16 protein-coding genes are annotated in these 24,175 nt (G+C 62.9%); 9 read left to right on the top strand and 7 right to left on the bottom strand.

The window, feature by feature from the left end:
* Positions 1 to 30: 30 nt before the first annotated feature.
* From VJ109_RS16210 to VJ109_RS16190, 5 genes are all read right to left on the bottom strand, one after another.
* A complete protein-coding gene (locus tag VJ109_RS16210) occupies positions 31 to 921 on the bottom strand; it encodes an SDR family oxidoreductase (RefSeq protein ID WP_324760778.1) in 891 nt (296 codons plus the stop codon).
* Between the two features lies 1 nt (position 922).
* Entirely contained in the window at positions 923 to 2,422 is a 1,500-nt protein-coding gene (locus VJ109_RS16205; protein WP_324760777.1) for an aldehyde dehydrogenase family protein, read from the bottom strand.
* Between the two features lie 97 nt (positions 2,423 to 2,519).
* Positions 2,520 to 5,606 (bottom strand): FAD-binding and (Fe-S)-binding domain-containing protein, encoded by a 3,087-nt coding sequence (locus tag VJ109_RS16200; protein WP_324760776.1) that lies wholly within the window; start codon positions 5,604 to 5,606, stop codon positions 2,520 to 2,522.
* Positions 5,607 to 6,292: 686 nt separating this feature from the next.
* Positions 6,293 to 7,060 (bottom strand): IclR family transcriptional regulator, encoded by a 768-nt coding sequence (locus tag VJ109_RS16195; protein ID WP_324760775.1) that lies wholly within the window; start codon positions 7,058 to 7,060, stop codon positions 6,293 to 6,295.
* Positions 7,061 to 7,330: 270 nt separating this feature from the next.
* Complete coding sequence (locus VJ109_RS16190; protein ID WP_324760774.1) at positions 7,331 to 8,365, bottom strand: galactitol-1-phosphate 5-dehydrogenase; 1,035 nt, start codon at positions 8,363 to 8,365, stop codon at positions 7,331 to 7,333.
* Positions 8,366 to 8,714: 349 nt separating this feature from the next.
* On the opposite strand from VJ109_RS16190, the gene VJ109_RS16185 reads away from it, so the two are divergent.
* From VJ109_RS16185 to VJ109_RS16160, 6 genes are all read left to right on the top strand, one after another.
* Positions 8,715 to 10,178, top strand: coding sequence for an extracellular solute-binding protein (locus tag VJ109_RS16185; protein ID WP_324760773.1), 1,464 nt, complete (start codon positions 8,715 to 8,717; stop codon positions 10,176 to 10,178).
* A 42-nt stretch (positions 10,179 to 10,220) separates the two neighbouring features.
* Positions 10,221 to 11,153, top strand: coding sequence for a carbohydrate ABC transporter permease (locus VJ109_RS16180; RefSeq protein ID WP_324760772.1), 933 nt, complete (start codon positions 10,221 to 10,223; stop codon positions 11,151 to 11,153).
* Positions 11,153 to 12,031: a carbohydrate ABC transporter permease gene (locus tag VJ109_RS16175; protein WP_324760771.1), complete on the top strand. Its 879-nt coding sequence runs from the start codon at positions 11,153 to 11,155 to the stop codon at positions 12,029 to 12,031. The genes VJ109_RS16180 and VJ109_RS16175 overlap by 1 nt, the downstream gene beginning before the upstream one ends.
* A gap of 85 nt (positions 12,032 to 12,116) precedes the next feature.
* The gene (locus VJ109_RS16170; protein ID WP_324760770.1) at positions 12,117 to 13,289 is read left to right on the top strand and encodes an ABC transporter ATP-binding protein; all 1,173 of its coding nucleotides are present in this window, start codon (positions 12,117 to 12,119) and stop codon (positions 13,287 to 13,289) included.
* A 54-nt stretch (positions 13,290 to 13,343) separates the two neighbouring features.
* Positions 13,344 to 13,994 (top strand): class II aldolase/adducin family protein, encoded by a 651-nt coding sequence (locus VJ109_RS16165; protein ID WP_324760769.1) that lies wholly within the window; start codon positions 13,344 to 13,346, stop codon positions 13,992 to 13,994.
* A gap of 4 nt (positions 13,995 to 13,998) precedes the next feature.
* On the top strand, positions 13,999 to 15,459 hold the full coding sequence (locus tag VJ109_RS16160) for a rhamnulokinase (protein ID WP_324760768.1): 1,461 nt from the start codon (positions 13,999 to 14,001) through the stop codon (positions 15,457 to 15,459).
* Between the two features lie 43 nt (positions 15,460 to 15,502).
* On the opposite strand, the gene VJ109_RS16155 is transcribed toward VJ109_RS16160, so the two are convergent.
* Positions 15,503 to 16,276 (bottom strand): SDR family NAD(P)-dependent oxidoreductase, encoded by a 774-nt coding sequence (locus VJ109_RS16155; protein WP_324760767.1) that lies wholly within the window; start codon positions 16,274 to 16,276, stop codon positions 15,503 to 15,505.
* 109 nt (positions 16,277 to 16,385) lie between these two features.
* On the opposite strand from VJ109_RS16155, the gene dgoD reads away from it, so the two are divergent.
* From dgoD to VJ109_RS16140, 3 genes are all read left to right on the top strand, one after another.
* A complete protein-coding gene (gene dgoD / locus VJ109_RS16150; protein ID WP_324760766.1) occupies positions 16,386 to 17,537 on the top strand; it encodes a galactonate dehydratase in 1,152 nt (383 codons plus the stop codon).
* Positions 17,538 to 17,576: 39 nt separating this feature from the next.
* Positions 17,577 to 18,608 (top strand): NAD(P)-dependent alcohol dehydrogenase, encoded by a 1,032-nt coding sequence (locus VJ109_RS16145; RefSeq protein ID WP_324760765.1) that lies wholly within the window; start codon positions 17,577 to 17,579, stop codon positions 18,606 to 18,608.
* 1,165 nt (positions 18,609 to 19,773) lie between these two features.
* Positions 19,774 to 22,821: a PAS domain S-box protein gene (locus VJ109_RS16140; protein WP_324760764.1), complete on the top strand. Its 3,048-nt coding sequence runs from the start codon at positions 19,774 to 19,776 to the stop codon at positions 22,819 to 22,821.
* Positions 22,822 to 22,922: 101 nt separating this feature from the next.
* Here the strand turns inward: VJ109_RS16140 and arsB are convergent, their stop codons facing one another.
* The gene (gene arsB / locus VJ109_RS16135) at positions 22,923 to 24,086 is read right to left on the bottom strand and encodes an ACR3 family arsenite efflux transporter (protein ID WP_324760763.1); all 1,164 of its coding nucleotides are present in this window, start codon (positions 24,084 to 24,086) and stop codon (positions 22,923 to 22,925) included.
* Between the last annotated feature and the right edge of the window lie 89 nt (positions 24,087 to 24,175).

The raw sequence follows: 24,175 nt of genomic DNA, 5'->3' as shown, positions 1-24,175 counted from the left end.
GTCCGAACGCCGGGGAAGCGGGTGGCCCGCTCAGAAGTGGCTGTCCGTGCGGGTCAACTCCACGTCCGCGGCCACGTCGTCAGCGAAGTGGTCGGCCAGCGAGTCGAGACTCCAGCCGTCGGGTTCGACGCCGACGGCAGCCATCGATGGGTCCGCGAGGACACCAACGCGGTCCCCGCCCGCGTAGAGGGTACAGCCGGTCACGTCCTCGGCGGCCTCGCTCGCGAGGTACGCGACCATCGGGGCTACCTTCTCCGGGGGCATCTCCTCACGGGTGTACGGGCGGTGTTCCTCGGGGACGGTTTCGGTCATCCGCGTGTAGCCGTTCGGGACCAGTGCGTTGACCCGGACGTCCGAGCGGTACAGCTCCGTCGACACGGAACGGACCATCCCGAGGACGCCGGCTTTCGCGGCGGCGTAGTTCGCCTGTCCGAGATTCCCGCGGGCGGCCCCGGCGCTGACTGCGAGATACGAGCGCTGGCGGTCGAACCCGCCGTCCTCACCGGCCGCTTTCCAGTGGGCCGCAGCCGCCCGCAGCGGGGCGAACTGGCCGGTGAGGTTCGTCTCGATGACGGCCTCCCAGTCCTCGGGGTCGAGCTTGTAGCTCATCCCGTCCCGGAGGACCCCGGCGAAGTTCGCGACGAAGTCGAGACGGCCGTACTCGTCGACTGTCTCCGAGACGAGTCGTTCGGCGTACTCGAAGTCGCTCACGTCGCCGTGGTGGGCCGTCGCCTCGCCGCCCGCCTCGCGGATGTCGGCGGCGACCGCTTCCGCGACTTCGGGGTCGCTGCCCTCGCCATCGACGCCGGTCCCGAGGTCGTTGACGACGACGGTCGCGCCGCGATCGGCGAGGTGGTGTGCGGCCGCCTCCCCGAGTCCGTTCCCACCGCCGGCGACGACACAGACGGTTCCCGACAGCATCTCAGAAGGGGAACTCGCGGGCCTCGTGCTGGAGCGAGATCCACTTCTGCTCGGTGACCTCCTCGAGGAAGTCGTCGGTGTTGTAGCCGCCCACGCCGGAGGCACCGGTCCCGCTGAAGGGGACGTGCGCCTCGTCGTTGATCGGCTGGTCGTTGACGTGGACCATCCCCGTCTCCAGCCGCTGGGCGATGCGTTTGCCCGCGCCGACATCGCCCGCGTGGACCGACCCCGAGAGCCCGAACTCGGTGTCGTTCGCGATCTCGACGGCCTCGTCGACGTCCGAGAACGGGATGACGGGGACGACCGGGCCGAAGTGTTCGTTACACGCCGCGGCCATGTCGTTTGTCACGTCAGAGAGCACGGTCGGCTCGACGACCAGCGAGTCCTCGACGCCGTCGACCTCGACTGTCTCGCCCCCGGTCTCTAAGGTCGCACCGGCTTCGACGGTCCGTTCGACGTACTCAAGGATCTCGTCGCGCTGTGACTCGTCGATGATGGGGCCGACGACGACGTGGTCGTGGGCGCTGCCCGCCGGCAGGTTCGCCGCCCGCTCGGTGATCTTCTCGACGTACTCGTCGTAGACCTCCTCGTGGACGAGATGGCGGTTGATCGAGATACAGACCTGGCCCTGATGGGCGAACGACCCGAAGACGCCGGCGTCGACCGCCTGGTCGAGATCGGCGTCTGCCGTGACGACGTGGGCGTTGTTCCCGCCCAGTTCCATCGCGGCCTCAGCGAGGTTCTCGCCGGCCGCGGCGGCGACGCGGCGACCGACCTCGGTCGACCCGGTAAAGGCGACGACGTCGCTCTCGTCGTGGCTGGCGACCGCGTCACCGATCTCCGAGCCACGGCCGGTGACGACGTTGATGACGCCGTCGGGGAAGCCCGCGTCCTCGAACAGCCGAGCGAACAGGAGCCCGCCCACGATCGGCGTGTTGGTCGCGGGCTTGACGACGACGGTGTTGCCCGCGGCGACGGCCGGGGCGATGGCGCGCACCGAGAGGTTCAGCGGGAAGTTCCACGGCGAGATGACGGTTACGACGCCCTGTGGCTCGCGCTGGACGATGTTCTCCTTCCCGGGGATGTTCGACGCGGCGTGTTCGCCTTTCATCCGCCGTGGGAGGGTCGCGGCCTCGGCGATCTGGTCCTCGGCGAGGTGGACGGAGGTCTCGCCCATCCCCTCGATCTGGCCGGCCTCCGTGGCCAGCAACTCGACGATCTCCTCGCTGTGTTCGTCCATCGTCTGCAGGAGGGTCTGGACGAGTTCCTCCCGACCGGCCGGCGGTGTCTGTGCCCACTCGGTCTGTGCCGCGGCCGCCGCCTCGTAGGCCGCGTCGACGTCCGCCTCGGTGCCTCGCGGGACTTCCGTCACTGTCTCGCGTGTCGACGGGTCCGTCACGTCGAGGGTGTCTCCGCTCTCGCTTTCGACCCACTCGCCGCCGATGTAGTGGGTGCTCCAGTCGGCGTCGATGCTGTACCTGGACAGGCTGTCTTGTGCCATACCTCAACATATGGCGAACCAACCATGAAGATTTGGTGACATCGGTGTTATCAGCCCAGCACTATCGGCTCCACCGAGACCGAAGCGTAGCCGTCGGTCAGCGATCGCGTCCGACCACCGCCGCGTCGAGTGCCTCGATCGGTGTCGGTGGCTCATCCCGGTCGACGCCGGCGAAGGCCCCGTCGGTCTCGACAGCGAGGTCGGCCAGTTGCGTCCGACAGGACGCGCCGGGCGCGACGACGGACGACGCCTCGCTCGCGTCCACCTGTCCTTCGAGCGTGTCACCGATCGCCATACTCATCGCGTGGTGTTCGGCCTCGTAGCCGAAACTGCCGGCCATGCCACAACAGCCCGAATCGAGCGGGTCGACCTCGTAGCCGGCCCGCCGGAGGACGCCGACGGCGTGGTGGTCCTTCCGGGTCGCCTTCTGGTGACAGTGGCCGTGGTACGCCAGCGAGCGCTCCGGGGCCTCGACTGTCAGGTCCTCGTCCAGCCGGAAGCTATCGAGATACTCACAGACGCCGTAGCTGTTGGCCGCAAGCGCCGACACGTCCTCGCCTTCGAGCAGGTCCAGGTAGTCCGACTGGAGCATCACCGCGTCGCTGGGCTCGACGACGACGACGTCCCAGCCGTCCGCGACGCGGGGAGCCAGTGCGTCGACAGCCTCTCGGGCCGTCTCGCGGGTCGCGTCGACGAACCCCTTCGAGTACGACGGGCGCCCGCTGTCGGTCACGTCGGCCACCTCGACGTGGACGCCGGCGGCTTCGAGGACCCGCACTGCCGCCTTCCCGATGTCAGGGTGGCTGAAGTTCGTGTAGGTGTCAGGAAAGAGGACGGCCTTCCGGTCGGCCTCGGTCTCCGGAACCTGCGGGCCGCGCGCCGCGAACCAGTCCTGCAAGCTCTCGCGCTCGAAGGTCGGAAGCGAGCGCTCACGGGCGATCCCGAGCGTCTTCTCCATGACGACCCGGGCGCCAGGCACCTTCGGACCGAGGTTCGAGAGCGGGGCCAGCGCGCTCCCGACGCGGGCGAGCGTGTCGACGTTGGCGAACACCTTCTCCCGGAGGCTCGCGCCGTGCTCCTGGTGGTGGGCGTGTTCCACCTCGACTTTCAGTTTCGCCATGTCGACCTCGCTCGGGCAGTCGTGGGCACACCCCTTACAGCCGATACAGAGGTCCATCACCTCGGTGACGAACTCGTCGTCGGTCGGGTTGTCGGGCAGATCACCGCTCATCGCTTGGCGGAGCATGTTCGCCCGGCCCCGCGTGGACGTGACCTCCTCGTCGGCCGCCCGGAACGTCGGACACATCACACCCCCTTCGGACTCCTGGGTACGACAGCCGCCACAGCCGTGACAGAGTTCGACCATCCCCTGCATCCCGTTCTCGTTGTCCCATTCCAGCGCCGAGTCGAAGCCGGTGTCGAACTCGTAGTCGGGGTCGAACCGCAGGTTCTCCGTCAACGAGACGTCCCCGCAGACCTGCCCGGGGTTCAACAGCCAGTCGGGGTCGAAGGCCGTCTTCAGGTCCCGGAACGCCTGCCAGAGCCGGTCGCCGTACAGTTTCCGGTTCCACTGGGTGCGGGCGCGCCCGTCGCCGTGTTCGCCGGAGACCGACCCGCCGTACTCCACGACGAGGTCGGTGACGGCCTCGCCGATCGCCTCCATCGCGTCGAGATCGGTCTGGGACTTCGTGTTCACGAGCGGGCGAACGTGTAACACGCCCGGCCCGGCGTGGGCGTAGAAGGAGGCGAACGTGTCGTTTTCCTCCAGTACCTTCTGGAACTCGCTGACGAACGCCGGGAGGTGTTCGGGCGGGATCGCACAGTCTTCGAGGAAGCTGATGTGTTTCGCGTCGCTCGTTCGGCCCAGCAGTATCGGCAGCCCCGACTTGCGGAGTTTCCAGAGTTCTTTGCGCTCGGTGGCGTCGTATGCCTCCAGCGCGTCGAAGGCGTAGCGGTCCGGGTCCGACTCTGTCTCGTCCTCCCCGTCGTCGCTATCGCTCGGGACCCGATCGGCCAACAACCCGGCCACCTGCTCGCGGCCGTGGTCGTCGTCTTCCGCGTAGAACTCTACGAGCAGCGCGGCCCGCGCCCGGTCCGGGAGCCGCGCGGCCACGTCTGCGAACTCCGTCGTGTCCGACGCCAGGTCGATGAGCACGTCGTCGATGAGTTCGACGGCCGCGGGATCGTGTTCGAGCACGTGCTGGACGTCGCTGACTGCCTCGACGACGCTGTCGTAAGTCAACAGGGCGACCGATTTGGTCTCCGGGACCGGTTCCAGCGAGACCGTCGCTTCGGTGACGATCGCCAGCGTGCCCTCGCTGCCGGCGAGCAACCGGGCGAGGTTGACCGTTCCCGTCTCACCGTACTCGCCCTTGTACTCGGCGACCAGGCGGTCAAGGTTGTACCCCGAGACGTTGCGCTTGAGTTCGGGGTAACGGTCGTCGATCTCGTCGGCGTGGCCCTCCAGCAGCGATACGACGCCCGCCGCGATCCGTGCTTCGAGGTCGTCGCTCTCCGGATCTGCCCGTTCCCGGAGCGTATCGACAGATACCTCGCCGAACGTGGTGACGCTCCCGTCAGCGAGGACGACCTCACACTCCTGGACGTAGTGGTCGGTCTTCTCGTAGACCAGCGAGTGCGCTCCCGTGGAGTTGTTGCCGATTGCGCCGCCGATGGCACTCCGGTTACCTGCCGCCGGGTCGGGACCGAACGTCAGGTCGTACTCGGCGGCTCGGTCGTTCAGGTCCGCAAGCACTGTGCCGGCCTGGACACGGGCCGCTCGACTCTCGGAATCCAGTGACACGACAGCGTCCATGTGTCGTGTGAAGTCCAGGACGACCGCCTCGTTGACCGTCTGGCCGGCGAGGCTCGTCCCGCCACCCCTCGGCAGGACGGGGATCTCGCGGTCGGCGCAGTACGAGACCACGCTGGCCGCCTCCGCAGTCGATGTGGGGAACACTACGCCGATCGGCGTCACCTCGTAGGCACTCGCGTCCGTCGCGTACAGCTGGCGGGTGTAGGTGTCGAACCGGACCTCGCCGTCGACCCGGGCTTCGAGATCGGAAACGAGGCCCGGTCGCTCCACGGACCCGCCGACGTAGTCGTAGTCCGCTCGGTCGTCGCTCGCCGTCGGGGCGAGTTGGATACCACCGTCTGTGGCGGCATCGCTATCGTCGTCGCGCATGTACGTTTCCCTGTGTGAACCAGTCACTTAATCCCCCCGTTGTCGGCCGCTGACTCGACAACAGCGGTTCGGTGCTGGTCCACCCTTGTAAGCAGGGCTCTTCATAGTCCCTCTCAGCTGTCCCCGCTGACGATACAGGTCCAGTTCTGCATGTTCGTCGTGGCGACCGGATCGGCGAGGGAGGGGGCGCTGACGAGTTCGTACAGTCGCCTTTTCGCCGGGCTCCACGTCCCAGGGAGATCAATCCAATCGACCGAGAAGCCGGGACCCCGTTCGGTGAACGGACTCCAAATCGCATCGTCGTCCTCCGGATTGTGAACTTGGACTGGGGTATTTAACACTGGGTGCTCCCACGTTTGGAAACTCTGCCAGTAATAACTCTATCTGTCCGAAATGAATATATAATCCGGAAAAATAGTAGGAATTATGAAAAATAAACTCCTGCATAGTGAAAAATGGATATAAATATGGGATATTGGGAGAAGACGACTCATATAAATATATAAAAACCGTTTATAGGATCGCATTTTCCAGGTTGTATCTGAATGCCTGGATAAAATGGAATCGGTTCCGCTCTCCCGAGTATCAACATTTGTTATCCCCGCTTGGTATGAGCTGATTTCCTAGCCGACGAATCCACTTCAGATGGACTAACGTGTGTACAATTGTTATTGAGTGCGTGCTGGTCACTGTCCTGTGAGATCGACCTGTATCGATTTGGCAGTGCTGAGGACCTGACCCGTGATATCCTCTTCCAGGTATCGGCCGTTCAGTCGGTCTACTGGGCCACAGATGCCCAGCGCAGCGACGCGGTCGACATCGTTGTTCGTCACCGGTGAGGCGACACCTACGATCCCCTCGTACTGTTCTCCTCTGCAGAACGCTACGGTATCGTCCCGTACGCCTCGCAACGCAGCCTTGAGTTCGTCGTGTTGGGTTATCGTGGCGCTTGTCGGCTCGACCAGATCAGTCGCTGCGAGGATCTCGTCGACGCGTTCGTCGGAGAGCGATGCCAGAATCGCCTTTCCCGGTGCGTTCACGTGGAGCGGGAGTCGCTGCCCCTCGTGAAAACGAGGTGACCATCCCTCACTAGCCTCCGCGATGTAGACCGGGACTCCGGAGTTCTCCTCCAGGACGAACAGCACTGTGGTCTCGCCCGAGGCAGCGGCGAGGTTGTCGAGATGCCGGCGCGCGGACTCGTAGAGGGGCATCGCTGTCCGCGTCCGCGATCCGAGATCGAGGGATTTGAGGGCGGGCTCGTACCGATCGCCCCGTTTGATCACGTAGCCACGGGTCCGTAACGTCAAGAGGTGGTTGTAAGCGACGCTCTTGGAGACCCCGAGACGATCGGCAAGTGCCGTCACACCCATCGGGTCCGCCGAGTCGACGAGTGTTTCGAGCAGATCAAGCGACGTTTCCGTCGAGTCGATCGTGTAGCCTGGTGTCTCGCTCATATTTCCTCTGCGTACGGTTCCCACTGGTATAACTCTGTTCTTTAGAACAGAACGAGCGTCGAGTGACAACTGTTCACCTCCTGCCCCCATATCATGAATGACTATGTAGAATATGTTTGTACACAGTATTTGGCGTGAAATCATATCGTTCTTGAGAGCAGAACAGATCTGGGATACCGAGAGGTCCCGGTGACGACCGGGCAGCGTCGCTATCGACTCCCAACCATCGCGAACAGTAGAGCACCGGCGTGGTGAGCAGAACAGTCCCGCTTAGTCGTCGATACCGGGGACGACGACTTTCTTCAGTCCCTCGCCGTTTTCCATGCGGTCGAACGCGGTGGGGAGGTCGTCGAGCCCGATCCGTTCGGTGATCAGCGTCTCAGCGTCGATACGGCCGTGTTGGAGCAGCGTCACCGCCCGTTCGAAGTCCTCGACGGTGAGCGAGAACGATCCGCGGTAGTCGACCTCGTCGAAGAAAATGTCGAACGGGCTGACCTCCATCGTCGCCGCTTGGTCGGGCACACCGAACACGAGTGTCGACCCGCCCTGTGCGGTCACCGCGTTGGCCTGTTTGATCGTCGGAACCAACCCGATCGCTTCCGCGGCGATGTCGACCTTGCCGCCGGCGGCGTCGGGGATGGCCGTCTCGGGATCTTTCTCGTTGGGGTCGACGACAATGTCCGCGCCGAGTTCGGCGGCCAGTTCACGCCGCTCGTCGTCGGGTTCCGAGACGACGATGGGGGCGGCGCCGGCGTTGCGGAACGACTGCAACAACAGGAGTCCGATCGGACCCGCGCCGATGATGGCGACGCTATCGCCGGGCGTGAGATCGGTCTGCTCGACGCCGTGGAGACAACAGGCCAGCGGTTCGGCCAGTGCGGCCCGCTCGAAGGACATGTCACCGATGTCCTCGACGTTGATCGCAGGGACGCGGACGTACTCGGCGAACGCGCCGTCGAGGATCGTCTCGCCGGCCCCACCGATGCTCGTGTTGTTCTCACAGAGGTGTGTCTCGCCGCGCTTGCAGTACGAACAGGCGTTACAGGGGACGGTCGGGTTGATCGCGACGCGGTCGCCGACGTCGAACGTTTCGACCGCCGTCCCGACCTCCGTGATGGTTCCGGCGCTCTCGTGGCCGAGGACCAGCGGAGTCGGCGCGGCGAACGTCCCGTGATACATGTGATAGTCGGTCATGCAGACACTACAGGCACCGACTCGGACGAGGACTTCGTCGGCCTTCGGCTCGGGACGGTCCCGTTCCTGGACTTCGATCTCTCCGACGCCCGTGAGTGTGGTCGCTCGCATTACTGCACCTCCACGGTGAGTTCGGTATCTGCGATGGTTCGGTGCTGTGTTGAGATGCGTTTCTCTCTGGTCATGATAGCTAGTGGTCGGTCAGACTCCCGTCAGTGGCTCGGCGTCGAACCCCCGGCGAGTGCCGACACTCGATCAGAGCGACGCCGTGGACCGGTTGGCTGACTGGTGCCGTCGTTCCGTGACTTCGAGCCAACTGTTGGCTGACCCTCTATTAAAATCTTTTCACGGTTCGGCCCGAAACTCCCCGGACTTCGGTCGCTCACGGAGCCGATCAGCGCCGAAGAAGGGGATAGGTTTATTATGCATGAACTTTGTTGCTAAACCGAGGCAAGTCAGAATGACTGAGCGCAACAGGCGGAACTTCATCAAAGCGACAGGTGTCGGACTGCTCGGTGGCCTCGCGGGCTGTACGCGAGGCGGCTCGAACGGTTCGGGGGACGGATCGAGTAGTGACGGATCGAGTAGTGACGGATCGAGTAGCGGCGGTTCAGGGAGTAGCTCGACGGATACCGGAAGTGGCTCCGACGGCGATCTCGCGATCCCGCTCGAAGAGTACCAGAGCGCCGACATCGATTGGCGACAGTTCGAAGGGTCACAGATCAACATCGGTGCTGTCCAGCACCCGTGGGTGTCGGCGATCAAGCCCGCGGTGCCCGTCTTCGAGGAGCTGACCGGCATCGAGGTCGTCTGGAACGTCCTTCCGGAACAGCAGTTCCGGACCAAGCGCCAGACCGATGTCAGTACCGGCGCCGGCCAGTTCGACATCTTCTACATGGACCAGGTGGTCAACCAGTTCCGTGAGGAAGGCTGGATCCAACCGCTCGACCCGTACTTCAACGACAGCAGTCTGTACGACGAGGAGTGGTACCAGCCCGACGACCTCTTCGAGGCGTCGAAATGGCAGGCCCACGGCGGGGGCTACAGCGATACCTGGACGGGTATCCCAATCACTGTCGAAGTCCAGACCCAGTTCTACCGGACGGACCTCTACGAGAAACACGACCTCGAAGTCGCGGAGACGCTCGAACAGTTCCGCCAGAACGCGAAGACGATCCACGAAAACGAGTCGGATGTCGTTGGAACGGTGGGTCGGGGCCAGAAGGGGTACGGGATGAACATCTACATCCTGAACACGTTCCTGCGTGAGTACGGTGCCGAACTCTGGACCGAGTTCCCGAGCGATTCCGGACTCGACACCGACGGTGTCATCCAGGCGGCAGAGTGGTACACCAGCCTGCTCCAGGAGTTCGGTCCCGAGGGCGCGTCGACCCAGACGTGGTCCGACGTTCTCGCCACGATGCAGGAGGGACGAGCGGGCCACATCGTCGCCGACGCGAACCTGTTCTGGCCCGGTCTGACCGGTGAGGACTCCCAGGTCGGCGATAACATCGGTATCGCGAAAGCGCCCAAGCCCGCCGACGGGACGTTCTCGCCCAACGCCTTCAACTGGCAGATTTCCACGTCGAAGAACGCCTCGAACTCCGAGCAGGCGTTCCTGTTCATGCTGTGGGCGTCCTCGCAACCGACAAACACCTGGATGCACGTCGACAACGGCGCTGCGTTCTCGGTGCGCCAGTCGGTCTGGGAGAACGAGGAGTTCCGCTCGCGTGTCGGCGACAACTTCGCACAGGTCACGCTCGAATCCCTGCAGGCGGCCGCACCGGACCCGTTCGACCGGAAGTACCCCGAATGGGGCCAGCGCTACTCCGAGGAACTCCAGCGCGCCATCGCCGGCCAGAAGTCGGCCGAGGAAGCGATGACGCGGGCCGCGCAAGTCGCCGAAGACATCTACAGCAGCTAACGTGTCACACCGAGCCAGCATCATGAACCCACTTCGAAACACATGAGCACACCAACGCAAACAGAAACGGCAAACCAGACGGCTCTCGGCAGAGTCCGGGACCTTTGGAACGACTATCTCCCGTACTGGTTCATGGCACCGATGGTGCTGGTGATGGTGATGATCACCTTCTTCCCCGGTGCCTACGACCTCTATCTCAGCGTGATCGCCGAGCCGACGTTCAACGTCTTCGAGGCGGAGTTCGTCGGGTTCCAGAACTTCGAGACGGCGTTTACCCGCGGCGGCGCGTTCCACTCGTTCGTCATCACGATCACCGTCGTCGTCAGCGCGCTGGCCCTAGAGACTGCGCTCGGGTTCGTCCTCGCAGCACTCGTCGCCGGCGTCGACTCCGGGAAAGCGAAGTCGTTCTACCGGGTGCTGTTCATCATCCCGATGGCCGTCGCACCGGTCTCGCTGGCGACCATCGGTAGGATCATGCTCAACAGCGAGATCGGCATCATCCCGTACGTCATCGAGACCGCGACGCCGCTTGCGGCGCCGAACTTCCTCTCGGAAGTGCCGCTGTTGACGGTGATCCTGCTGGACACGTGGAACTGGACGCCGTTCATGTTCATCATCTTCTACGCCGGCCTCTCGTCGGTGCCGGATACGTTGGTCGAAGCGTCCCGCGTCGACGGCGCGCCGCTGTGGCGCCGCTACGTCCACGTCATCATCCCGTACATGAAGCCCGTGGTGTTCGTCGCCACCCTCATCCGGCTCATCGACCTGTTCCGTACCTTCGGCGTCGTCTACGGGCTGACCAACGGCGGTCCGGGGACGGCGACCCAGCTCGTGAGTATCAACATCTACGAACAGATGTTCATCAACAACCAACTGGGCGTAGCCGCGGCGATCGCCATCGTCTACCTCGTGCTCGTGGTGGCACTCTGTAACATCATCATCGCGAAGGTCGGCTTCGAGGGGGTGTGGGACTGATGGCGACCTCCGATCCCGACGCCGCGATCGGCTCGCAGCGACTCGACAAGGGGACGAAGGAGACCCTCGTCACGGTCGTTCGCCACACGATCCTCCTGGGATGGTCCTTTGTCGTGTTGTTCCCGCTGTACTGGCTCGTCTCGATGTCGTTGAAGCCGCCGGGACAGGCAAACTCGCTGCCGCCGGACTGGATCTTCCTGCCGACGGTGTACAACTACATCCAGTTGATCCAGCAGTCCGATTTCGTCGCCGCCTTCGCCAACAGCGTGTTGATGGTGTCGGCGTCGGTTGTCATCGTCCTGTTGATCGGCGTGCCCGCGGCGTACGTGCTCTCGCGGTACGACATCCCTATGGAGCGGGACGTGCTCGTGTGGATTCTCTCCTCGCGGATGCTCCCGCCCATCGCCGTCGTCATCCCGTTTTTCGTCATCTTCCGGGCGCTGAACCTCTTCGACACCCGGATCGGGATGGTGCTGATGTACGTCAGCATCAACCTCTCGCTGGTCGTCTGGGTGATGAAGGCCTTCTTCGACGGCATCCCCGAGACCTTAGAGGAGGCCGCCCGCGTCGACGGCGCGACGCAGTTCCAGGGCTTCCGGAAGGTGGTCCTGCCCGCAGCGAAACCGGGTATCTTCTCGGTGGCCATCATCAGCTTCATTTTCGCCTGGATCGAGTTGCTGTTCGGCCTCGTGTTGACGAGCTTCGAAGCGGTGCCGGTGACGCTGTTCGTCTACTCCTTCATCGGCTCTCGATCCATCGAGTGGTCGCTGCTGGCGGCCGCCTCGACGGCGATGATCGTTCCCGTCGTCGTCTTCCTCGTGGCGGTCAACAAGTATCTCGCCGCCGGACTCAGCTTCGGTGTGGTGATCAAAGAATGAGCACGACTGCCGGTCGAGAACACGCACTGCTCGCGAACCACGCCCCTGCGGCGGCGGGAAACAGCCGCACAACGGAGGCAACATAATGGCTAAAATCACGGTAGACGATGTCACGAAACGGTTCGGAGAGGGAGACGAGTCAGTCGTCGCAGTCGATGACGTCTCCCTGGACATCAGAGACGGCGAGTTCGTCGTCTTCGTCGGCCCGTCCGGCAGCGGGAAATCGACGCTCATGCGGATCGTCGCGGGACTGGAAACACAGAGCGAGGGCGACGTGAAGATCGGCGATACCGTCGTCAACCAACTCGGGCCGCGTGCGCGCGACATCGCCATGGTGTTCCAGAACTACGCGCTGTACCCGAACATGACCGTCGAGGAGAACATGTCCTTCGGTCTGAAGATGTCGACGGAGCTGTCCGACGACGAGATCGAGGAGACGGTCACCAACGCGGCCGAGATGATGGACATCGGCGAGTTACTGGAGGACCGCCCGGGGCAACTCTCCGGTGGCCAGCAACAGCGCGTGGCGCTGGGCCGTGCCATCGTTCGGGACCCGAACGTCTTCCTGATGGACGAACCGCTCTCGAACCTCGACGCGAAACTCCGGGCGGAGATGCGCACCGAGATCAACCGCCTCCAGAGCGAGTTGGATGTCACCACTCTCTACGTCACCCACGACCAGACGGAGGCGATGACGATGGGTGACCGACTCGTCGTCCTCAACTACGGCGAACTCCAGCAGATCGGGACGCCACTGGAGTGTTTCTACCGGCCGGCCAACCAGTTCGTCGCCGGGTTCCTCGGGTCCCCGTCGATGAACTTCTTCGAGGGGCACGTCGAAGGCGGGACCCTGCGGGCCGACGGCTTCGACTTCGACCTGACCGAGCGGATGCAGACCTCGGTCGACGACCGGAGTTCCCTCGTGCTGGGTGCCAGACCGGAAGACATCGTGCTCCACGACGAACCCACCGGCGGCCACGAGTTCGTGGCAGAAGTCGATGTCGTGGAACCGATGGGGAGTATCTCGTACGTCTACCTGCGTGCGGTCCAGCAAGACCGCGAACAGACGTTCATCGTCGAGACGGACGGCCAACGCCTCATCAAGGAAGGGGCGGAGGTCTACATCGAGATCCCCGACGAAGACATCCATCTCTTCGACGCGAACACCGGTGTGACGATCCACCAGCGGAAACTCGACGCCGATATCGAGTTCGCCCTCGAAGAAGGCATTCAGACCGCCGAGAGCTCCGCGGACTGAGCCCCGACGGGCAGTCACGCCCACACAGCAACTATCCGATCAAAAACAACCCCGATGACACAGAACATTCCCCATTACGACACACGTAACGCGATTTGCGAGTACGGACGGAGCCTGCTCGAAGACGACCTGACGACCGGGACCGGCGGAAATCTCAGTGCCCGCCTCGACGAGGACCATATCGCGATCAGCCCCTCCGGAGTCCCCTACGAGGAGATCGCCCCTTCGGACGTGCCAGTCGTCCGTACCGACGGCACCGTCGTCGAGGGGGAGATCGACCCGTCGACCGAACTTCCGATGCACCTGGAAGTGTACGAACAGCGACCGGATGTCGGGGGCGTCGTCCACACTCACTCGCCGTACGCGACGACGTTCGCCTCGCTCGGCGAGGCGATTCCGGCCTCACACTACCTGCTCGCCTTTACCGGAACAGAGGTGCCCGTCGCCGAGTACGAGACACACGCGACCCAGGCCCTCGGCGACGCAGCCGTCGAGGCCCTCGGTGACTCGTACAACGCGACGCTCCTGCGCAACCACGGCGTGTTGACCGCCGACGACTCGCTTGAGGACGCCTACACCGTGGCGCTGATGGTCGAGTACTGTGCGCGCATCCACCACCAGGCGTGTGCGATCGGTGAGCCGGAGATCCTGCCCGACGAAGAGATCGATCGGCTCCGCGGGAAACTCGACAGCTACGGACAGTGACCCCATGAACCACGTCGCCATCGATATCGGTGCCAGCGGCGGCACCGTGTATCTCGGGAGCGTGACGCCGACTGCCTTCGATGTCAAGGAGGTCCACCGGTTCGACAACCGCCCGGTCGAACGGGACGGCCGGTACGTCTGGGACCTCTCGGCGCTCCGTGAGCGGATCGTCGAGGGTATCGAGATCGCGGCCGAACAGGCAGACGGTCTCGATACCGTCGGCGTCGACACGTGGGGGCTCGACTTCGGCCTCCTCTCGGACGGTGCGGTCCTCCGAGATCCGGTCTCCTACCGGGACCCGGACGCGACGGCGACCCGGGAGGAGCTGTTCGACGCGGTCGGCAAACGCCGGCTCTTCGAGGCGACCGGCATCACCAACTGGAACACGCCGAACACGCTCTGGCAACTCCACACACTCGCCGAGCGCGAACCGGAACTGCTCGAACGGGCCGACAGTCTGCTGATGATGCCCCAGCTCCTGACGACGCTGCTCGGCGGCCGACAAGCCGGCGAGGTGACGGTAGCCTCGACCACCCAGATGGTCGACCCGAGCGAGCGGTCGTGGGCGACGGGCCTGCTCGAGGAGCTGTCGCTGCCGACGGAGATCCTCCCGCCGCTTGAGGAACCCGGTCAGCGACTGGGACCGATCGCTGACGACGTGGCCCAGCGGGTGCCGGGTGCGCCCGAACTCGTCACGCCGGCGAGCCACGACACGGCGGCGGCCGTCGCGGGCCTCCCGCTGGACGGGAACGCCGCCTTCCTCAACACTGGATCGTGGTTCATCCTCGGCGTCGAACGTGACGAGCCGATCCGCTCCGACGCGGGCTTCGAACACGCCGTCTCGAACGAACTCGGCGTCGACGGGACCGTTCGCCTCCTGCAGAACGTCAACGGATTCTTCCTGCTCGAAGAGTGCCGCGAGGCGTGGCGGGAGGCCGGCGACCCGGTCGCGTACGACCACCTGCTGTCGGCGGCCCGCAACGCCGCCCCGCGGGCCGCGCTCGTCGACCCGGACGCCGAGGCGTTCGGTATCGACGCGCCGATGCCCGAGCAGATCCGGCAGTACTGCCGTCGGACCGACCAGCCGGTCCCGACTGGCCAGGGCGGTATCGTCCGCTGTCTCCTCGACAGTCTGGTGACGAAGACGGCGCTGGAACTGGAGGGACTCGCCGCCGTCGTCGACGATCCACCGTCGAGTATCAACCTCGGTGGCGGTGGCGTCCGGAACGAACTGTTCTGTCGGCTGCTCGCCGACGCGACCGGTCTTCCGGTCGTCGCCGGGCCGGTCGAGGCGACAGCCATCGGGAACCTCCTGACCCAGGCACTCGCCGTCGACACCGTGCCTGATCTCGCGGCGGGTCGCCGACTCGTCGAGTCGGCCTTCGAGACGACGCGGTACGAACCGACCGACACCGACGGGTGGGAGCGTGCGAAAGCACGGCTGACCGACCTCCCGTCGGCGTAACCCGCCGGGCTGTTCTCCCTGTCGAAACGTACTGCCCGATCCGTTACCGCGAGGTGTACCCACCGTCCATGACGACGGTCGAGCCGGTCATGTACGAGGAAGCGTCCGACGCGAGGTAGACGACGAGTTCCTTGAGTTCCTCCGGCCGGCCGAGCCGTCCGATCGGCGTGTTCTCCAGCCAGGTCTCCTCCATCTCTGGGTTCTCTGCCAGCACCTCGTCGACGAGTTCCGTGCGCATGTACCCCGGCGCGACGGCGTTGACCCGGACGCCGCGGTCCCCCCACTCGACGGCCAGTGACTGGGTCAACATCCTGACCCCGGCTTTCGTGGTGTTGTAACTCGCTTGCTTCTGTGGGACGTTGACGTCGAAGCCGGACATCGACGAGATGTTGACGATGCGGCCCTCCCCCCGGTCGAGCATCTGCTGGCCGACGTGTTTGGCACAGAGGAAGACCCCGTCGAGGTTGACGGCGACGACACGTCGCCAGGAGTCGATGTTCGTCTCCTCGGCCGGCGAGTTCTCGACGATGCCCGCGTTGTTGACGAGCACGTCGATCGGACCCAGGCGATCGGTCACGTCGTCGACCATCGCTTGGACGGACGCTTCGTCGGTGACATCCACCTCGGTCGCGATGACTTCGGTTTCGCCGTCGAGTTCGGCCGCTGTTCGCTGGGCTTTCTCCTCGTTTACGTCGGCGATAGCGACGTCGGCACCCATCTCGGCGAGGCCGCTGGCCATCTGCTTCCCGAGTCCCTGCGCTGCGCCGGTGACGATAGCCGTCTCTCCGTCGAGGGAGAAACTCTCGAGTAGACTCATGCTAACAGTCGTGGTAGCGATTTCCACGATTATAAAACCACACACTGGCGTGCCAGTGACCGCGTCGCTGACCTGCTGTTTCAAGTGTGTACTGTCCGATGTGGGATGCATGCAAATCACCGATTACGAACTGTTCGCCATCCCGCCCCGGTGGTTACTGCTCAAGTTGGAGACCGACGAGGGAGTCGTCGGCTGGGGCGAGCCGATCATCCAGGGGCGACTGGAGACGGTTCGGGCAGCCGTCTCGGAACTCGTCGAGGGGTATCTGTTGGGGATGGACGCGCTTCGGACGGAGTATCACTGGCGGAAGCTCTACCAGAGCGGCTACTTCCGGGGCGGGCCGATCCTGATGAGCGCGCTCGCCGGCATCGACCAGGCGTTGTGGGACATCAAGGGGCGCCACTACGATACCCCGATCCACGACCTGCTTGGCGGCCACGTCCGCGACCGGATGCTCGTCTATCAGTGGATCGGTGGGTCCCAGCCCGACAAGATCGCCGAATCCGCGAAACAGGACCACGCACGGGGCTATCGCGCGTTCAAGCTCAACAACCCCCGGGAGTTCCGGCCGATCGAGACGACTGCGGCTGTCGATCGAGTCGTCGATCGGATCGCCGCACTCAGGGGGGCAGTCGGGAGCGACGCGTTCGTCGGTGTGGATTTCCACGGCCGCGTCTCGAAGCCGATGGCGATGGAACTGCTCCGACGGTTGGAGTCGTACAACTTGATGTTCGTCGATCAGCCGTTGACACCCGAACACGGCGAGGCATACGGCACGCTCAACGAGCAGACCAGCATCCCCCTTTCGACCGGGGAACGGCACTACTCCCGATACGACTTCAAATCGCTCCTTGTCGACGACGCCGTCTCCGTCATCCAGCCGGATGTCACACACGTCGGTGGCATCAGCGAGCTGCGAAAGGTCGCTTCGCTGGCGGAGACCTTCGACGTGGCCGTGGTCCCACACTGCCCGCTCGGTCCCGTCGCGTTCGCCGCCAGTTTGCAGGTCGGCTTCACGTCCCAGAACGTCGTCATGCAGGAACAGGACCTCACACTCCACGACCCCGAGTCGAGTCAGCGGTTGGCGCTGCTCGAAGACCCCGAGCTCTTCGAGTTCGACAACGGGTACGTCGAACGGCCGACTGGTCCCGGGCTCGGGATCGAAATCGACGAAGCGTACGTCCGGGAGAAAGCCCAGTCGGATGTCAACTGGTACAATCCGGTGTGGCACCACGAGGACGGCAGCATCGCCGAGTGGTGACCCCGTGTATTTTTGTGGCCGTAAGACGTGCTCCCGACTATGCGTACTGCCGTCTTAGTCGAGCCTACGGAGTTCGAACTCGAAGACCGCCCCAGACCGTCACCGGGTCCCGAGGACGTCCTCGTCGCCGTCCACGATGTCGGTATCTGTGGGTCGGACGTCCACTACTACGAGCACGGTCGTATCGGCGACTACGTCGTCGAGGAGCCGCTGGTCCTCGGTCACGAGAGCGCCGGGGAAGTCGTCGAGACCGGCGAGAACGTCACGGGGCTGGATGTCGGTGACCGGGTCGCCCTCGAACCCGGCGTCCCCTGTCGCCGTTGTCCCCACTGCAAACGGGGCGAGTACCATCTCTGTGAAGACGTTACGTTCATGGCGACGCCACCTCACGACGGCGCGTTTACCGAATACGTCGCGTGGCCGGCAGATTTCGCGTACAAACTGCCCGATTCCGTCTCCACCGCCGAAGGAGCCCTCTGTGAACCGCTCTCGGTCGGTATCCATGCCTGCCGTCGGGGGAACGTCGGCACGGGCGATACGGTACTGGTCACCGGGGCCGGTCCGATCGGGCTGATGGTGATGGAGGCCGCCCGCGCCGCCGGTGCGACAGACATCGTCGTCACCGATGTCGTCGCCGAGAAACTGGCCGTCGCCGAGGAACGTGGCGCCGATCTCACTATCGATGTCACCGAGACGGACATCGAAACAGCCGTCGACGAGTACACCGACGGCGTCGGTGCGGACGTTGTCGTCGAAGCCTCCGGAGCCGACTCGTCCATCCAGTCGACGGTCGATACCGTCCGGCGTGGTGGGACCGTCGTCCTCGTGGGACTGGCCGACGAAGCCACGGTCCCGCTCGACGTGTTGGCGCTCATCGACAACGAGATCGATGTCCGCGGCTCTTTCCGGTACAAGAACACGTACGACGCGGCCGTCGAACTGCTCGCAGACGGCGTGGTCGATGTCGAGGGCATCATCGACTTCGAAACGTCGCTCGAAGAGATCGACGACGCCTTCCACCGAGCGATGGAGCCGACCGTCCTGAAAGGAATGATATCGGTGGATTCCTGACGATCACCCAGCCAACCGCCTCGCCTCACAGCTAACGTAGCCAGTGAAGACCAATCCATACTCGACCGAACGGCAACAGCGTGACCGGTTTGGAAATCGATCCGATTGTTTCGATCCCCTCACAGAGGAGCCACTTCCGAGTCCACTGCGAACGACGCAGGACGATCCTTCGGCTGTGTCTCTTCCCACCCATATAGAAAAAATAAGAATTACGACGAATTGAGATCAGAACAACCTCAAATAGAATTACAACTCACCAACTTTGAACTCAAAATCCAAGAAAATCGAGAATATTGTGGGATTCACTCTACTATTGTAGAATATGGCTTCATTCGCTCTTTAGATACACTTTGATACTGGTTAATAGTCACTGAATCTCTGTATTGGCTGACGGACCCTCACAAACTCAGAAGCAGTCAGTCAGGAACGACCAATTATTTACGATGTAGTTCTCGGAATGTTCTCACCGGCCACGCGGAAGAACAGACCGTCTCATCGCTGTTCGAAGCGACACTGTCCCTGATGGATGGAGAGTATTCTTGTGACTCAGTTGAGGATCGTTGTGTACAGATGAGATTTTATATCGGTCTCGTTCGAGTAACCGACTAATGATCGATTGGGAACGTGTGAGACGAGAACTCGAAGCGGCGGGCTATCCTGGATTCGAGTTCGATAGCGGCACTACGGCCGTTCCGGGACTGTCCGGTGAGTGGGTATCCGGGAAAATCCCACGCGAGGGGGGATTGAAACACGAGAACCAACCACTTTGGATACGGATTCTCGCGCTACCGGGGCGTAGTGCTGTGGAAACCGACCCAGAAAATGCCCCGGAAAGCATACGGAACATCGCTACTCGACACGGTTTGGAAGTCGTCATAATTAGCGTCACTGCCGACGAGGCACGTATCGCACTCTGCGAGTCCTCGGAGCGAGGCGCATCCACGTAATCGTAAGTGCGCATACTCTTTCTACGGCCTGTTCACCGGATTTCGGGTGAAAACCCCGTCTTCTGGATCGTTCTGTGATACCCTCCTTCACTGGGTACTATCGCTGGAACGTCCGGTTCGCTGTCGTGTGCGCTGACAGGTCTTCGGGATACGATCCCGGATTCCGTTGTGTGAACTTTTCCCAAATGCCTTTTGCGCTCCTCAAGCGTATCTGCAGTATGACTGACTCCGTGGAGGCTCCCGCCGTTGGGTTGGAGAGTACACAGATACGTGTGCTTCACGTTGACGACGATCCGGACCTCGCTGATCTGGCTGCGACGTTCGTCGAGAACGCGGACGAACGGTTCGCTGTCGAGACGGCTCCGAGTGCCGGCGAGGGGCTAGAACGGCTCGCTGACGAGGAGTTCGACTGTATCGTCTCTGATTACGAGATGCCGGGACAGGACGGAATCGCCTTCCTCGAAACCATCCGTGCGGAGTATCCGGATCTGCCGTTTATTCTCTATACCGGCAAAGGAAGCGAGGAAGTCGCCAGCGAAGCGATCTCCGCCGGCGTGACGGATTACCTCCAAAAAGAGACCGGTACCAGTCAGTATACGGTCCTCGCAAACCGGATCGCAAACGCTGTCGAACAATACCGGTCGAAACACGAGATCGAAGCCAGCCGCAAGCGATTGTCGCTGTTTTTCGATCAATCACCGCTTGGCGTCATCGAATGGAACGAGGCGTTCGAAGTTGTCCGCATCAACGAGCGAGCCGAAGAAATCCTCGGGTATACCGAGGACGATCTGGTGGGTGAGTCGTGGGAACGGCTCGTTCCAGAACCCGACCGCGAGCAGGTCGCAGATATCGTTTCGGACCTCTTAGCGGCCGAAGACGGGTATCACAGTATCAACGAGAACGTCCGCAAGGACGGTGAGCGGATCGTCTGTGAATGGCATAACCGGGTTGTCACCGACGACGCCGGGGAGATTGTGGCGATCTTCTCACAGTTCAGCGATATCACGGATCGGAGAGAGCGCGAGAAAGAACTCGGACTCAAAGACCGGGCAATAAACGAATCTCCGGTCGGGATCACGATTTCGGACCCGTCCCGCGACGATAACCCGATCGTATACGCGAACGAACAGTTCGAACACATAACGGGCTACACCGAGGCGGAGGTTCTCGGACGGAACTGCCGGTTTCTGCAGGGTGAACAGACTGCTCGTGAGCCAGTGACGGAGATGCGGACGGCGATCGATGCGGGTGAACCGGTAACTGTCGAACTGCGGAACTATCGCTCCGACGGGACCGATTTCTGGAACCGTGTCTCGATCGCGCCAGTTCGGAGTGGCGACGGTGAGATAACCAACTGGGTCGGCTTTCAACAGGACGTGACTGTCAAGAAAGAGCGGGAACACCGACTCCGACGGAAGGAGCGCCGCTACCAATCAATATTCAACGATCCGAACATCCTCGTCGGATTGATCGATATCGATGGGACGGTCATCGATATCAATCAGACGGCGATGGAGTATGTCGCTGCGACGCGTGCGGAGATTATCGGGACGCCGTTCCCGACGACACCGTGGTTCGATCATTCGGCGGCGATCCAGCGGGAAGTCCGTGAGTGGATCGAACGTGCTGCCGGCGGGGAATACGTGGAGTTCGAGGCCGATCTCGTAGGACCAAGCGGCGACCCGTATACGGTCGCGGGCGTCATCAGACCGGTCACTAACGACGATGGAGAGGTCGTCTCACTGCTCATTTCCGACCGCGATATCACCGAGCGCACGGAGCGGGAACGCAAACTACAGCGGTACGAGGCCTACCTCGAAGGATCGACTGACATCATTACGGTTCTCGACGACGACGGTACGATCACGTACCAGAGTCCCGCAGTCGAGCGGATATTGGGTTACAAGACGGACGAACTCATCGGCCAGAACGGATTCGACTTCGTCCATCCCGACGATGAAGCGGCGGTATTCGAGGAATTTACCGACCTGATCGCTGAACCGAAAAACACCGTAACCGCTGAATGCCGCTTCAGAACAGCCGACGAGGGCTGGCGCTGGATCGAAATCCGAGGGACGAATTACCTCGACGATGACGCGGTTCGTGGGATCGTGGCCAACAGCCGGGACATCACCGATCGGCGGGAACGCGAGCAAGCCCTCACACAGCTTCAACAGCGGACAGAGACGTTGATGCAAACCACGACGGTAGAAGAGACGGCCCAAGTTGCCGTCGATACCGCACAGGACCTGTTGGGCGCTGAACTAAGCGGCTGTCACCTGTTGGGGGACGATCCGGACCGACTCGAACCGATCGCGTTTCTGGACGCTGTTCGCGAGGGGTCGAACGAACCGCCCACCTACGACCGGCAGGCCGACACTGACCCGCCCTCGAAGATCGTCTGGGATACCTTCGAACGTGGTGAGCACCTCGTTATCGAGGATACACGCGAGTACGACGGGTTAGCCGAGGTGACGCCGACACGGAGTGCGGTCATCCATCCGCTGGGTGAGCACGGTGTGTTCATCGTTTCTTCGACAGCCACAAACGCCTTCGACGAATCCGAGAAGACGGTCATCGAGATCCTTGCCACGGCGCTTACAGCAGCTCTTGATCGAGTCGAACGTGAACAGGAGTTGCGACGCCAGATCGAGCGCCTCGACAAGTTTGCCAGTATCATCTCCCACGATCTCCGGAACCCGTTGAACGTCGCAACGGGGCATCTCGAATTGGCCAGACAGGAGTGTACGAGTGAACACCTCGATGGTGTGAGCAACGCCCACGACCGGATGGAGGCGCTCATCGACGATATCCTGGCGCTCGCGCGGGAGGGGAAACAAGGGTCCGAGTCGGAACCGGTCGATCTCGCAGCCGTGAGTACCGGCTGCTGGCAGACTGTCGCGACGGCGGACGCCACACTGGTCGTCGAGACCGAACGGACGCTCCAGGCGAACCCGAGCCGACTCCAACAACTGTTAGAGAACCTCTTCCGGAACGCGATCGAACACGGTGGCACCGACGTGACCGTCACAGTCGGAGCGATAGCGGACGGGTTCTACGTCGCCGACGACGGGCCTGGAGTTCCCGAAGACGAGCACGACCGGGTGTTCGACCTGGGGTACTCGACTGCGGAGGGTGGCACTGGATTCGGTCTGAATATCGTCCAGGAGATCGCCGATACCTTCGGGTGGGACATCCGGGTGACCAGTAGCGCGACCGGCGGAGCACGGTTCGAGATCACTGGTGTCGAGGGAAGCGATGCCTGAACGGAGTGTTGTCGTCCCCTCCCGGTATCGTCGATATTCGGCCGAACGATCAGCGGCAGTTAGCGACACCTGTCCGGCTGAACAGTCAGCGAACCGGGTCTTCAATCGTCCTCCGGTGGCTTGGCAGCTGACGTGGTGTGCTGCCCGGTCGTGGCCCCACTCCAATCGAACGTACGCTGGAAGTACAGTGCGACGTTGACCAGCGCGAGCAACACCGGAACCTCGATAAGCGGGCCGACGACGGTGGTAAACGCGACCCCGGAACCGACACCGAACACCGCGACGGCGACCGCAATCGCGAGTTCGAAGTTGTTCGAGGCGGCCGTGAAGCCGATCGCCGTCGTCGTCGAGTAGTCCGCGCCGATCCCCTTCCCCATCCCGAAGCTCACGAGGAACATCACGACAAAGTAGATCGTCAACGGGACGGCGATCAGGAGGACGTCACCGGGTGCGGCGACGATGTTCTCCCCCTGGGTGGCGAACATCACGACGACGGTGAACAGCAGTGCAACGAGGGTCAGTGGATCGATCTTCGGGATCACCACCTGGTCATACCACTCCTCGCCTTTGGCTCGGATGCTGACGTACCGTGTGAGGAATCCGCCGAGGAACGGGATACCGAGGAAGATCACGATGGCCCGGACCACCTGCATCGGCGTCACGTTGAACGTCTCGATGCCGGCGACGAGCGTCTCCATCCCGAGCAGCGGCGGCAGAAACAGCCCGAAGAACCAGACGTAGACACCGTACGTGATGATCTGGAAGAGGCTGTTGAACGCGACCAAGCCGGTGACGTATTCGGTCGACCCCTCTGCGAGTTCGTTCCAGACGAGGACCATCGCGATACAGCGGGCCATCCCGATGAAGACGAGGCCGAGGAAGAACTCGGGACGGGCAGGGAGCCCAGGGACGAGTCCGCTGAAGAAAACCACCGCCAGCCCGAACATGAGTGTCGGCCCGATCAGCCAGTTCTGGACGAGGCTCAACCCCAGAACGCGCCAGTTGCTGAAGACGGTTCGGAGTTGTGAGTAATCGGCCTTCGCCAGCGGCGGGTACATCATCGCGATGAGGCCGATCTCGACGAGATGAAAGTCCTGAATCGGTTGGGTCACCGAGGGAGCAACGAATCCGAGCCCGACACCGACAGCCATCGCACCGAGAATCCAGACAGTGAGGTACTTATCGAGAAAATCCATCGACCGTGGATCGCCACAACTCTCACAGTCACAGCTCGGGCCGTGCTCGTGGGCCTCGGCGTTACTCATCGGAGCCCTCCCGACGCTCGGGTAGTACTAGACAGTGGTGTTGTCCCGTGGTCTGTGTGTCACGGGTCGACTCCGTCGAGACGGCGCTC

The organism is Haloarcula montana (assembly GCF_035666295.1).
GTDB classification, from domain to species: Archaea; Halobacteriota; Halobacteria; order Halobacteriales; family Haloarculaceae; genus Haloarcula; species Haloarcula montana.
The sequence above is the reverse complement of the archived record's forward strand: the minus strand, read 5'-3'. Positions and strand labels throughout refer to the sequence as shown.